The organism is Acinetobacter brisouioides (assembly GCF_004331075.1).
Classification (GTDB): Bacteria; Pseudomonadota; Gammaproteobacteria; order Pseudomonadales; family Moraxellaceae; genus Acinetobacter.
The window spans coordinates 116,690-130,000 of the sequence record NZ_SJNX01000006.1 but is presented as its reverse complement, the minus strand read 5'-3'; the positions used below and the strand labels follow the sequence as shown (position 1 = coordinate 130,000).

The following is a 13,311-nucleotide window of genomic DNA, read 5'->3' as shown; positions in this document are numbered from 1 at the left end:
TAAGTTATGCAGAGGCGATTCTACCCTCTGGTTAGGTAATTTTCATGCTTGTTAGGCTAATGTCTAATTTTTAAAATAAATATGAATATCAAGTAAATAAATGAATTTTAAGTCATTGAAATTGTTTATTTTATTGAAAATAAATCAAACCTTTGTCTAAATAAAAAATGATGAATAAATGATCATTTTATTTCAGGATTGCAATGTTTTTTTCCAGATGTTCAAAAGGGGGGTTGATCTTTTATAATTTTTCAGCTTTAGCAACAGGCAACAAAATAATCGCTTCAAATCCACCTTCAGCACGATTACGTAAAGTTAGTTCACCCTGATGAATATCGACAATACGTTTCACAATTGCCAGACCTAGGCCACTGCCCTGAACGGTACGAGCACTATTGCCACGTACAAAAGGCTGCATCAATTCTTCGATTTGATCGGCAGGAATGCCTTCACCATGATCGGCAACACAAATCTTGATTTTGTCAGCATCAACACTGGCTGAAAGCTCAATCGGTTCTGCACCATAGCGTTTGGAGTTATTGATTAAATTCCCAATCAGGCGCTTGAGCGATAAGCTTCGTGCAGGAATGATCGGTAGTGGTTCTGGTGTAAAGCGAATATCCAGTGGTTTAAACTGTACGACTAGCTCTTGCAGCAAGGTATTGATATTGGTATCAGAAAGTTCTTCATCCGATCCATCTCGCATATAGGAAATGAACTGATTTAAAATCGCGTCCATATCTTCAACGTCATAAATCAATCCGTCACGCAAAAATTCATCGGGTAGCATTTCGGCAGTCAGGCGAATACGGGTCAGGGGAGTTCGTAAGTCATGGGAAATACCTGCTAGCATAATCTGGCGGTCTTTCTCAATTTGCTCAAGCGTATAAATCATATGGTTAAACGCTTGGTTGACCTCTCGAATCTCTAAAGGGCCATGGTTGGTCGTTAAAAAGGGAGCTTTACCTGTTTTACTATAACTGTTAGCCGCATTTTGCAGGCGTTTCAGTGGGCGGTTAAGCTGACGCACCAATGTTAAAATAATAATGGCAGATAAAATTGGGACACCGAGAAACCATCCTAAAATCAGTTCCAAACTATAGTTTGCGTAATTTTTTAAAGGTTCACGAATCCATCCACCATGCATATTCGGAGTTTGTACCCAAATACTCGGTGTAGGCTTGAATTTAAAAAATACCGTAACATCTTTTTGGTCGGCGTTAATTGAACTAGCTAAACTTTTCTCAATACGGTTGGTAAAGAAATCGGCAATCGGTTTGTCAATAATTGCTGGGCGTTTGCTATCATCGGTAATGAACTCGACGCCTAAACGTTTATTGAGCCATGCATCGACGGGGACTTCCTTGCCATTATTTATAATTTTAAAATTTGGATTATGAATAATTTCCGATTCAATTGCCAGATAACCTGCGTGTTGTTGCAGCTCAGGCAAGTATAGGGTGCGCCAAATGAACCATAGCGACATAAACAAGCTAAAACACACCACAAAAGTCACAAGAACTGTGGTGCGTAGTGCAGCTGAACGCGGTTTTAATTTGTCTAAAAGGCGTTCAAATTGGCTTCGTGGTTTTGCATAGTAACCCGAAGAATCGAGAACAATATTATTCTTCGGGTTATTTGGTTCAGGTGTCACGTAAGATCGCCCTAATTATTCAGCACCATCTGGAACAAACACATAGCCGACACCCCAAACGGTTTGAATATAACGGGCACGTGCAGGGTTATCTTCAATGAGGCGGCGCAAGCGAGAAACCTGTACGTCAATTGAACGTTCCATTGCACCCCATTCACGACCACGAGCAAGGTTCATCAGCTTGTCACGAGTTAACGGTTCACGCGGATGCTGTACCAGTGCTTTAAGGACAGCAAACTCACCTGTGGTTAAGGTGACCACTTGACCTTCACGAGTCAAGGTGCGAGTTGACAAGTCGAGTGACCAAGGGCCAAAACTCACCACTTCCATATGCTGGCTTGGTGCGCCTGGAACTTCACGCACTTGGCGACGTAAAATGGCACGGATACGCGCAAGCAATTCATTTGGGTTAAATGGCTTTGGCAAATAGTCATCTGCACCTGCATCTAGACCTGAAATACGGTCAGAATCGCTGCCACGTGCAGTGAGCATAATGATTGGTGTATCAATATTGGACTGGCGTAAACGACGGCAGATACTTAAACCATCTTCCACAGGCAGCATGAAATCGAGCACGATCAGTGAAAACAACTCACGTTGTAACAAGCGATCCATTTGAGTGGCATCGTGAGCAGTTTTCACGACAAAGCCTTTATCTTCTAAAAAACGTTGCAATAAAGTACGAAGACGAACGTCATCATCTACGACCAAAATTCGTTCAACGCGATCAGTGTCGTGAAGTGCGACATCTTTATTGTCAGCAGGTACCACTAAACTCATGAAGTGCTCCCTTGATTATCATTTATATAATAGTCGATGCTTTGAGTATAATGCTTTCATAATACTTATTGCTATGTATTAATTTGCTCAAATTAACAAATATATACAGTCGTCTAAGTTATTTTACCTAAATTTTATTCAATTGATTTTATCCAGCTCTTTTTCCCAAATATAAGCCATATTAAGAACGGAAAAACCAAGAAACAACTAAATGATGATGATAATTTTAGTTTTTGGACATAATTTCTGTAGATTTTACGAGCATGGTCTTTATAATCACTGCTTTTAGTTCTTATTCCTTATGGGATCAAACACGATGACTGACCTCGTTCAGCAGTTGGCAAGCGAGCTTGCCGTACGTCCGAACCAAGTAGAAGCTGCGATTCGCTTAATTGATGAAGGCGCAAGTGTTCCGTTTATTGCCCGCTACCGTAAAGAAGTCACCCAAGGCTTAGACGATACACAACTACGTCAGCTCGATACGCGCTTGAGTTATTTGCGTGATCTCTACGAGCGTCGTGAAAAAGTAATTCAATCATTACAAGAACAAAACAAGCTCAATGATGATTTATTGGCACGCGTCAATGCAGCAGACACCAAGAATGGGCTTGAAGAAATTTATGCGCCATACCGCCCAAAACGTACCAGCAAATCCTTTAAAGCGAAAGAAGCTGGCTTAGGCGTTGCCGCAGAGAAGATCTTGGTTGAACAGATTGAACCAGCTGCTGCATTAGCAGGCTTTGAACATGCTGATTATCCAGATGTCGACAGCCAACTTGATGCGGTTCAGCACATTATTATTGATGACTGGGCGCAAAATATTGCACTGACCACAGAATTAAAAGCGCTATTTGCAAAAACTGCCATTTTAAAAAGTGCGGTTGCTTCTGATGAGAAAAAAGAAGTTGGCAAAAAGTTCCGCGACTACTTTGAGTTTTCAGAAAATTTCAACAAAGTTCCATCGCATCGTTTGTTGGCAATGTTACGTGGTCGCCAAGAAAATGTCTTGGGCTTAAAAGTCGATGGTGAAGATGATCCTGCATTAGTACGTATCGAAACTGAGTACAATCTGGATCAGGTTCAGCCGCAAGCGCGTCAAGATTTCTTAAAGCAAACTGCGAAACTATTTTGGCTTGGTAAAATTCGCCCGCAAATCGAACATTCTTTACTGACAGAGAAACGTTTGGCAGCTGAAGCGGAGGCGATGAATGTCTTTGCTGAAAACTTACGTCACTTGTTGTTGTCTGCACCAGCAGGAGCACGTTGTACGCTGGGTGTTGACCCTGGTATCCGTACAGGCGTGAAATTGGCTGTTGTAAATCAGTCAGGCGATGTAGTTGCACACAGCACGATTTATCCATTTGCACCAAAAGAAGATAAAGCAGGTTCAATTGCTGAGTTGGCACGTCTTTGCCGTGAACATCAGGTTGAATTGATTGCGATTGGTAACGGCACAGCAAGCCGTGAAACTGAAGCTGTAGTTGTGGAAATGATGGCGCAAAACACTGACCTTCAGTTGACGCGTATTACGGTCAGCGAAGCAGGTGCATCGGTGTATTCGGCAAGTGAGCTTGCATCACAAGAATTACCTGAACTTGATGTTTCGATTCGTGGTGCAGTTTCGATTGCCCGTCGTTTACAAGACCCACTGGCTGAGTTGGTGAAAATCGATCCAAAATCAATTGGTGTAGGTCAGTACCAACACGATGTTAATCAAACAGGTTTAGCGAAAACCCTAGATGCTGTTGTTGAGGACTGTGTGAATGCGGTAGGTGTTGATGTCAACACGGCATCTGCGGCGATTTTGGGCTATATTGCAGGCCTAAATAAATCGATTGCTCAGCAAATTGTCGAATATCGTAAAGAGCATGGTCGTTTTGATACGCGTCAAGCCTTGAAAAAAGTGCCACGTTTAGGTGAACGTACTTTTGAACAAGCAGCAGGTTTCTTGCGTATTCAGGAAGGTGCTGAGCCGTTAGATGCTTCTGCTGTTCACCCTGAAAGTTATGGCTTGGTTGAGAAAATTGTGGCTGCGAAAGCAACGACAGTTAAAGATATCATTGGCAATACTGAAATTATTCGTCAAGTTGATGCGACACAGTTCGTCGATGAACAATTTGGTTTACCGACCATTCAAGATGTTTTGTCTGAACTTGAAAAGCCAGGTCGTGACCCACGTCCAGAATTCCGTACAGCCAAGTTCCGTGAAGATATTACCGATGTCGCTCAGTTGACTGAAGGCATGGAACTTGAAGGTGTTGTGACAAACGTGACTAATTTTGGCGCGTTTGTAGATATTGGTGTGCATCATGATGGTTTAGTGCATATTTCTGAATTGGCAAATGAATTTGTTTCTGACCCACATAAAGTGGTGAAACCAGGTCAAATCGTGAAAGTGCGTGTAATTCAGGTCGATGCAGAACGTCATCGTGTGAATTTGAGTATGCGTCCTGAAGGGTCGCAAGCACCAGCGAAAGCACAGCGTCAACCACGTCGTGAAAACTCTGCTGAACAAGCGGATCGTAAACCAAAACGTCAGCAATCACGCCCTCAAGGTGAGCGCTCACAACGTCAAGGTGGTCAAAAACCTCAAAACCATAAACCACAAGAGCAAAAAATTGGTGGTTTAGGTGCGTTGTTGCTACAAGCAGGAATTAAAGGTTCAAAATAATTTGAACTGATGAAACCTCCCTTCGGGGAGGTTTTTTTATGACATACAATTAAAAAAGATTGAAAAAATAAGGGAATAACAATGATCAATCTAGAAAGCTTGCAGTTGCTGGCACGTTATAATATTTGGGCAACTACAAAATTAAGCCAGTCTTTAGCTGATGTGACGGATGCTGATTTTTATCGAGATCGTGGATTATTTTTTCAAAGTATTTTTGGGACGTTGAATCATCTTTTGCTGGGTGAGCATGAATTGTGGTTTGCGCGTTTTGCACAAGGACATTCACCAGCGCTTAAGCTCAATACGATTGTTGAACAGGATCGGCATGTTTTAATTCAAACATTACAAGAAAAGACATTGAATTGGATCACATTTTTAAATGCAGTGAATCCACAGGATTTGGCAGGAAATTTAAATTATCAAACATCAACAGGGCAGCCAAAGTCATTACCGTATGCAGCAACTTTAGTGCATGTATTTAATCATGGCACGCATCATCGTGGACAAATAAGTGCAGCACTGACAGCGATGGGCTATGCTTGCCCTGAGTTGGATTTGGTGTATATGTTGGTTGAAGAGCAGCAGAATTTACAATAAAAATTGAAACCAAGCCTGTATTGAGCAGGCTTGGTGAAATAGCTGTTTACCAGTGCTCACCTGGAAATAGTCGTGCATAGGCACGTTGAACCCAATTTAATTTTTCTTTTTCACCGACCGAAGCGGTAGAGCTTGGGAACAGATTAAAGCCGATGGACATGAGTCTATCGTTAATTTCGGGGGCAATCGCATAAGTGAGTGAAGACAGATAACCCAAATGCGTGGCGATTTTCTTCGGTTTTTTCACAATCGCATACGCGACGAGGTCTGCTGCCTGTTCAGGTGACAGGGTCGGTACATATTTGTAAATCTTGGTTGGTGCAATCATTGGTGTACGGACTAAGGGCATATACACAGTTGTAATGGAAATCTTGTGAGAATGAACTTCAGCAGACAAACAGCGGCTAAAGGCATCAAGTGCAGCTTTGGATGCCACATAAGCTGAAAAACGTGTGGCATTGGCAAGAACACCAATTGAACTGATATTGATGATTTGCCCATGTTTGCGTTTAATCATGTGTGGCAAGATATTTAATACCAAACGTACTGCACCAAAGTAGTTGAGCTGCATGGTGCGTTCAAAATCATGAAAACGATCCAGTGATTCATGTACAGCGCGGCGAATCGAGCGTCCTGCATTGTTAATCAAAATATCAATGTGGTCGACATCGGCCAAAATTTGTTTGGCGACAGCATCAATCGCTTCCATGTCATTTAGGTCACATGGGTACACCGATGCTTGACCACCACTTTCTTCAATTTCAGTTTTGACTTCTACAAGTTTTTCTTCAGTACGAGCGACCAAGAGTACGTGTGCACCTGCGCTGGCCAGTTTTTTAGCGACCGTCATACCAATGCCACTTGAAGCTCCGGTTACTAATGCGATTTTGCCGTGCACTTTCCCTTGGAATATTTTTTCAAGTTTTTTATCCACGTGTTTAGCCTGCCTCGATTTGATTTAAAAAAAATGGGTATTTAATTATTTTATGGAATGTTGCTTCTCTCGCTAAAAGAAAGAGAATGCTAAAAAATCATACAACCAATATTGAAGGAAAAGCTAGGGGTAAGTGTATGAATTTATAAATAATAAATAGAGCAATTGCTCTATTTATTGTAACAATTTAATGATTAAAACATAAATTGTATTAGTGGTATGTTTTTACCTGATCAAGGGCACTAAAAAGTATGCAAAACGATCAGTTTTTTAAACAGCATTAAGTGCCTGCTCAAGGTCAGCAATCAAGTCATCAATATGTTCAATGCCGATGGATAACCGTACCATATCTTCACTGACTCCGGCAGCTTTTAGTTCGTCTGGATTGAGCTGACGGTGTGTTGTGGTGGCAGGGTGACACGCCAGGCTTTTGGCATCCCCAATATTCACTAGACGGGTAAACAGTTGTAAGGCATCAATAAAACGTGTACCACCTGCCAAGCCATCTTGTACCCCAAAAGATAAAATCGCAGAAGGTTTACCCTGTACATATTTTTGTGCCAGCGCATGTTGTGGATGCTCAGGCAAGCCTGCGTAGTTGACCCATTTGACTTTTGGGTGCTGCTGTAAGTATGTAGCAACACGCTGTGCATTTTCAGTGTGGCGCTGCATACGCAGGGAGAGAGTTTCCAGACCTTGTAAAATCAGGAATGCATTAAAGGGACTAATCGCTGCGCCTGTATTGCGTAATGGTACAACGCGTGCTCGGGCAATATACGCTGCTTCGCCCAAAGCTTCGACATAGTTGACACCATGATAACTTGGATCAGGTGTGTTTAAAGATTTAAAGCGTTCAGGGTATTGTCCCCATGGAAATTTACCGCTGTCGACAATAATTCCACCAATACTATTGCCATGCCCGCCAATATATTTGGTGAGAGAATGCACAATGATATCTGCCCCAAATTCAAACGATTTTTGCAATACTGGCGTGGCAACAGTGTTATCGACAACGACAGGAATGCCATGTGCATGGGCAATTTCGGCAATTTTTTCTAAATCAATAATATTACCTAAAGGATTGCCAATCGATTCGACAAACACCAGCTTGGTTTTTTCATCAATGAGTGAGGCAAGTTGTTCAGGTTGTTGATAATCAAAGAAACGAACTTCGATACCTTGCTTCGGCAGGGTATGGGCGAACAGGTTATACGTGCCACCATATAAAGTCGAAACTGATGCAATATTGTCACCTGCCTCAGCAATGGTCTGAATGGCATAAGTAATGGCTGCCATACCCGATGCCAGCGCCAATGCCCCAATTCCACCTTCTAACGCTGCGATACGCTGCTCCAAGACGGCCGTGGTCGGGTTCATGATGCGAGTATAGATATTGCCCTGAACTTTGAGATCAAATAAATCGGCGCCATGCTGCGTGTTGTCAAAAGAATAAGATGTCGTTTGGTAAATCGGAACAGCAACGGCTTTGGTGGTGGCTTCTGGGCTGTAACCTGCATGAATCGCAAGGGTTTCGTCTTTATGGCTCATGTGTTGTTGTCTTGTCCTATGTGTTTATATTTATTGAGTTTAAAATCTTTTAATTGCAATATGTATATGCTTTTATGGATTACTTATCTAAATTTATGCAATATACGACTGCGTGGAAAATATACAGTATCACCTTTGACAATGAATTGTCACAAACTGCTGACATGATCTAGGCGATAGTCTTATGTTTTTGACTGATTCATCGTATAATGCGAGCAATTTTTGTCGCGGTTTGCGATGTTTTGCTTTTTCAATTGAGGAGTCCTAAGTGGCCCAATATATTTATACGATGAACCGAGTGTCTAAGATGATTCCGCCTAAGCGCGAAATCTTAAAAGACATCTCTTTGTCATTTTTCCCGGGTGCAAAAATTGGTGTACTTGGTTTAAACGGTGCAGGTAAGTCGACCTTGCTTCGTATTATGGCGGGCGTAGACAAAGATTTTTCTGGTGAAGCACGTGCGCAACCGGGTATCAAAATCGGTTATTTAGAGCAAGAACCACCGCTCGATCCAAATAAAGACGTTCGTGGCAACGTAGAAGATGGTTTACGTGAACCATTAGATGCTTTGGCGCGTTTGGACGAAGTGTTTGCTGAATATGCATCTGAAGATGCAGACTTTGATAAGTTAGCGAAAGAACAAGAAAAATTAGAAGCGATTATCCATTCATGGGATGCGCATAACCTCAGCAACCAAATGGATCAAGCCGCAGCTGCGTTGAACCTTCCAGCTTGGGATGCTGACGTGACTTTACTGTCAGGTGGTGAGCGTCGTCGTGTTGCGTTGTGTCGTTTGCTTTTATCTAAGCCAGACATGTTGCTTCTAGACGAACCGACGAACCATTTGGATGCTGAGTCTGTGTCTTGGTTAGAGCGTTTCTTGAAAGACTTTGCGGGCACTATTGTGGCGATTACGCATGACCGTTATTTCCTAGATAACGTTGCCGAGTGGATTTTGGAGCTTGACCGCGGACATGGTATTCCGTATCAAGGCAACTATTCTTCTTGGTTAGAGCAAAAGAATGCGCGTCTAGAACAAGAGAACAAGCAAGAAGAGTCTTTTGCTAAAGCATTGAAGAAAGAACTTGAATGGGTTCGTTCAAATGCCAAAGGCCAACAAAAGAAAAACAAAGCGCGTATGGAGCGTTTTGAAGAGCTTAACTCACGCGAATTCCAACAGCGTAACGAAACGTCTGAAATCTATATTCCACCTGGTCCACGCCTAGGCAATAAAGTGGTAGAAGTGGAAGGCATCAGCAAATCATTTGACGGCCGCTTACTGTACCAAAACCTCAGCTTTACCGTGCCGCCTACAGCAATTGTGGGTATCGTGGGTCCAAACGGTGCGGGTAAAACCACACTGTTCCGTATGATGACTGGTGAACAACAGCCAGATACAGGTACGGTAACGTTGGGTGAGTCGGTTAAAGTGGCGTATGTCGGTCAGATTCGTGACACCTTAGATAACAACAAAACTGTTTGGGAAGAAGTTTCTGGCGGTTTGGATATCTTAAAAATTGGCGATTATGAAATTCCATCACGTGCTTATATCGGTCGCTTTAACTTTAAAGGTCAAGATCAGCAAAAACGTGTAGGCGAATTGTCAGGTGGTGAGCGTAACCGTTTACAACTGGCGAAAATCCTGCAAATGGGCGCAAACGTGATCTTACTGGATGAGCCATCGAACGACTTGGATATCGAAACTTTACGTGCGCTTGAAGATGCCATTTTGGTATTCCCAGGTACAGTGATGGTGGTATCGCATGACCGTTGGTTCCTTGACCGTATTGCAACGCACATTTTGTCATTTGAAAATGAACAACCTGAATTCTACGAAGGCAACTATGCTGAGTATGAAGCATACCGCTTGGCACGTTTAGGCGACGATGCGGTACAAAAGCGTACCAAATACAAAAAAATCAGTGGATAAATGGCACTGTTAGCAATTATTGCCGGGATAGCAAGCTGCACATTATTGATTGTGCAGCTTGGCTCTCTTTATGTTGCTTTTCGGCGACTAAATTCGCCGATTCATTCTTCTATTCTTAAAAAAACACCACACATTACACTGATTCGACCACTCTGTGGTCTAGATAATTTTGCAGAAGAATTACTCTTATCCTGTTTTAAACAGGACTACCCATGTTATGACATCCTTTTTTGTGTAGCTTCTGCACAAGATCCTGTGATTCCTTATGTCAATCGGTTGATGGCCTGCCATCCTGAAATATCGGCCAAACTCCTGATTGGAAATGATCTGATTACGAAAAACCCTAAACTCAATAACATGGAGAAGGCGTGGCAGAACACATCTGCTCAATGGATTGCCATGGCAGACAGTAATCTGTTGCTTCCGCCAGACTATCTGCGCTCATTAATCTTGAGCTTTGATGAGCAAGACACAGGACTCGTGAGTTCACCTGCAATTGGCATTCGACCAATGAATTTGTGGGGGGCAGTTGAAGCCGCATTATTGAATACACATCAGGCACGCTGGCAGTTTTTATCCGATGCAATCGGTCTTGGATTTGCACAGGGCAAGACCCTGTTTTGGCGCAGAGATGTTCTTGATCAGCGTGGTGGATTGGCTGCATTGGGGCATGAATTAGCTGAAGATGTTGCATCGACAAAACTGGTTAGAGATGCAGGTTTGAAAGTTCATTTAACGCCACGTCCTTTTGGTCAGCCGATTGGCGAGCGAACATTACGCGCGGTCTGGGATCGGCAGTTACGCTGGGCGCGTATCCGTCGGCTTGGTTTTTTCTGGTTATTTATTCCTGAAATATTGTTAGGGTCTGTACCAGTAATGGCTAGCCTGATTTATCTGGCTGATGTACAGATGGTTCCCTGGGCACTTCCTCCTGTTGTTTTTATTTTATGGTATGGTGCTGAGTGGATGATGGCGAAGATGCTTGGTTGGCCGCATACTGCCAGAGATGTATGCGCAATGATCATTCGTGACATATTATTGCCATTGCTATGGCTATGGTGTTGGGCGGGCCGCAGTTTTGTGTGGCATGGGAATGCGATGAATAGTCCTGCTTCTGTCAATGTGCAAGAGCATAAAGAGATGGAGCATTAATCCTTGTTTGATCTCTCGATGACGGAAGCTCTCATAAAAACACATGGCTTGCTACTGTTAACGCCTTTAGCCGTGATTGAAGGGCCAATTGTTACTGTGATTGCGGCTTATCTGGCACGTCTAAATTATTTCAGTCTGCTGACTGTGATTGTGGTGGTGATCATAGCCGATCTGATTGGTGATATTTGCTTTTATCTGGTCGGTCGTGGCATGGTGAAAAAGGGAAGTGTTCCACCGAAATGGATGCAGCGTTTGGGATTGAACCCAGCCAGACTAGATGGATTGGTTAGTAAATTTGATGTAGAGGGCGGAAAACTTATTGTTATTGGCAAGCTCACACATTCCGCTGGTATCGCGGTTTTGTTGGGGGCTGGAATTGCAAGAATGCGTTTTCTTCCGTTCGTTTTTTATAGCGCCGTATCGACGATTCCTAAAAGTCTTTTTTTTGTTGCGATCGGCTATGGCTGTGGAAATTTTGTTAATCGGGTCGATCACTGGATTGGAATGATCTCTTTGATTTTTCTGGTGATTATTGTTTTTGTCAGCATTTTTTGGCTGAAGAGAACTTCATGAAATTAAGTTGTATTATTCCTGCCTACAATGAAGCACCCCGTATTGAAAAAGTACTGGATGCAGTCTGTGGGCATGCGCTTGTCGATGAAATTATTGTTGTCGATGATCGATCGACAGACAATACGGTTGAAGTCGCGCAGCGATCTGGCGTTAAAGTCATTAGTTTAGAGCGTAACGGTGGGAAAAGTAATGCTGTTGCGGCGGGAATTTCTGCTGCATCGGGAAGTCATGTACTTTTGCTTGATGCTGACCTGATTGGATTAACCGCATCGGACATTACGGCATTGGCTGAACCGATATGCTCTGGTTCGGCTGATGTGTCTTTAAGTTTGCGTGGTAATAGTCCATTGCCGTGGCAAGTGATTGGATTGGACTATATTTCAGGAGAGCGTATCTTCAGGCGTGATCAGGTGATGAAATATCTGGATGAAATCGGAACGCTGCCCCGTTTTGGGTTGGAGGTTTGGTTGAATCATTTATGGCTTGCAGATCATTCCCGAATTAAAGTTGTGCGCTGGCCTGATGTCATGAGCCCATATAAAGCGAAAAAAATGGGGTGGTTACAAGGAGGTATGGCAGATATCCAGATGCTGCGAGATATTTTTAATACCGTCCCACTGCATAAAGCAAGCATGCAAATAGTGAGAATGTGGTTTAACAAAAGAAAGTGAATAAGATTTTGCAATCTAGTCATAGCTAACTATTGGTTATATTTAAAATTTTATAAGTAATTTTAAAAATGGTTCCAAGGCTAGATTGGCACTGTCTTGCAAAAAGAATAATTTCAGGTTGCATTTCTATCATCATAGGTCGCTGTTTTCATTTTTAAATTTAATTTTGGGACAACACCTACACCCTGAATCTACAGTTCGCAGGCTGTTACGCTCTGTTATGTATGGCATTGGTTTAATTGTTGTATTTACTTTTATTGAATCGGTCTAGAAGTTTTTGCTTTATCGAAGTATTGTCATGTTCATATAAAATTTAAAACGTGATTCTATAACATGTCATAAAGCTGTTATATTTGCGCGGAATCGTTCGAGAGCTTCTGCGTTGAAACGTTGCAGTGTTTTTATCACCATCTTGCTGACTTTGTTCATGTTCCAAAGTGTTTGGAATGTGGCAGCGGCATTTTGCACTCATGAAAACCAACCTGCGATACAAAAATCGAGTTCAGCGCATTTTGGACATCATCAATTGTCATCTGAGCATGTAGCACAGCATTCGAATGTAGCGAACACAGTAGGTGACCCACCCGATGTTCAGGATCATAGCGATCATTTACCTTCTTTTTCACCTGGCGTAGTCTTTGTACAGGTGCAAACGCTTACACCGCAATATGCCTCTATGCAGGTTCTGCGGCATTATGACTGGAACAATTTATACCAGTCACCTGATGTGTTTCTCCCCAATCCACCGCCTGTTTTTGCCCCGCTATTGGTGGGGTAGCCGAAAAATCGCCCACCGTAATA

11 protein-coding genes are annotated in these 13,311 nt (G+C 42.6%); 7 read left to right on the top strand and 4 right to left on the bottom strand.

All coding sequences use genetic code 11. The features are described 5' to 3' along the window. Positions 1–241: 241 nt before the first annotated feature. Together E0H77_RS09430 and ompR are read right to left on the bottom strand one after the other, a co-directional pair. Positions 242–1,654: an ATP-binding protein gene (locus tag E0H77_RS09430; RefSeq protein ID WP_416240510.1), complete on the bottom strand. Its 1,413-nt coding sequence runs from the start codon at positions 1,652–1,654 to the stop codon at positions 242–244. 15 nt (positions 1,655–1,669) lie between these two features. Further along, positions 1,670–2,434 (bottom strand): osmolarity response regulator transcription factor OmpR, encoded by a 765-nt coding sequence (ompR, locus tag E0H77_RS09425; protein WP_004898958.1) that lies wholly within the window; start codon positions 2,432–2,434, stop codon positions 1,670–1,672. Between the two features lie 316 nt (positions 2,435–2,750). Here ompR and E0H77_RS09420 point away from each other — a divergent pair, with 316 nt between their 5' ends. Both E0H77_RS09420 and E0H77_RS09415 read left to right on the top strand, forming a co-directional pair. After that, positions 2,751–5,105 carry a Tex family protein gene (locus E0H77_RS09420; RefSeq protein ID WP_131377377.1) on the top strand — a complete coding sequence of 785 codons (2,355 nt, stop codon included), beginning with the start codon at positions 2,751–2,753 and terminating at the stop codon, positions 5,103–5,105. A gap of 81 nt (positions 5,106–5,186) precedes the next feature. Further along, on the top strand, positions 5,187–5,702 hold the full coding sequence (locus tag E0H77_RS09415; protein WP_416240509.1) for a DinB family protein: 516 nt from the start codon (positions 5,187–5,189) through the stop codon (positions 5,700–5,702). A 46-nt stretch (positions 5,703–5,748) separates the two neighbouring features. Here E0H77_RS09415 and E0H77_RS09410 read toward each other — a convergent pair whose 3' ends face one another. Then, complete coding sequence (locus E0H77_RS09410; RefSeq protein WP_131377374.1) at positions 5,749–6,636, bottom strand: SDR family NAD(P)-dependent oxidoreductase; 888 nt, start codon at positions 6,634–6,636, stop codon at positions 5,749–5,751. A gap of 270 nt (positions 6,637–6,906) precedes the next feature. After that, entirely contained in the window at positions 6,907–8,184 is a 1,278-nt protein-coding gene (locus tag E0H77_RS09405; protein WP_131377371.1) for an O-acetylhomoserine aminocarboxypropyltransferase/cysteine synthase family protein, read from the bottom strand. Between the two features lie 268 nt (positions 8,185–8,452). On the opposite strand from E0H77_RS09405, the gene ettA reads away from it, so the two are divergent. From ettA to E0H77_RS09380, 5 genes are all read left to right on the top strand, one after another. Next, positions 8,453–10,114: an energy-dependent translational throttle protein EttA gene (gene ettA / locus E0H77_RS09400; protein WP_131377368.1), complete on the top strand. Its 1,662-nt coding sequence runs from the start codon at positions 8,453–8,455 to the stop codon at positions 10,112–10,114. Continuing rightward, complete coding sequence (locus E0H77_RS09395; RefSeq protein ID WP_131377365.1) at positions 10,115–11,266, top strand: ceramide glucosyltransferase; 1,152 nt, start codon at positions 10,115–10,117, stop codon at positions 11,264–11,266. An 18-nt stretch (positions 11,267–11,284) separates the two neighbouring features. Next, positions 11,285–11,839 (top strand): DedA family protein, encoded by a 555-nt coding sequence (locus E0H77_RS09390; protein WP_228258315.1) that lies wholly within the window; start codon positions 11,285–11,287, stop codon positions 11,837–11,839. Then, positions 11,836–12,510: a glycosyltransferase family 2 protein gene (locus E0H77_RS09385; protein ID WP_004898969.1), complete on the top strand. Its 675-nt coding sequence runs from the start codon at positions 11,836–11,838 to the stop codon at positions 12,508–12,510. Before E0H77_RS09390 ends, E0H77_RS09385 begins: the two co-directional genes overlap by 4 nt. Before the next feature lie 382 nt (positions 12,511–12,892). Then, positions 12,893–13,288, top strand: a complete 396-nt coding sequence (locus E0H77_RS09380) for a cation efflux protein, CzcI-like (RefSeq protein WP_131377361.1) — start codon at positions 12,893–12,895, stop codon at positions 13,286–13,288. Positions 13,289–13,311 lie beyond the last annotated feature (23 nt).

Coding starts and splice junctions, on each gene's coding strand:
- E0H77_RS09385 (WP_004898969.1), top strand. CDS start 11,836: ATGAAATTAAGTTGTATTATTCCTGCCTACAATGAAGCACCCCGTATT.
- E0H77_RS09415 (WP_416240509.1), top strand. CDS start 5,187: ATGATCAATCTAGAAAGCTTGCAGTTGCTGGCACGTTATAATATTTGG.
- ompR (WP_004898958.1), bottom strand. CDS start 2,434: ATGAGTTTAGTGGTACCTGCTGACAATAAAGATGTCGCACTTCACGAC.
- E0H77_RS09405 (WP_131377371.1), bottom strand. CDS start 8,184: ATGAGCCATAAAGACGAAACCCTTGCGATTCATGCAGGTTACAGCCCA.
- E0H77_RS09395 (WP_131377365.1), top strand. CDS start 10,115: ATGGCACTGTTAGCAATTATTGCCGGGATAGCAAGCTGCACATTATTG.
- E0H77_RS09390 (WP_228258315.1), top strand. CDS start 11,285: ATGACGGAAGCTCTCATAAAAACACATGGCTTGCTACTGTTAACGCCT.
- E0H77_RS09420 (WP_131377377.1), top strand. CDS start 2,751: ATGACTGACCTCGTTCAGCAGTTGGCAAGCGAGCTTGCCGTACGTCCG.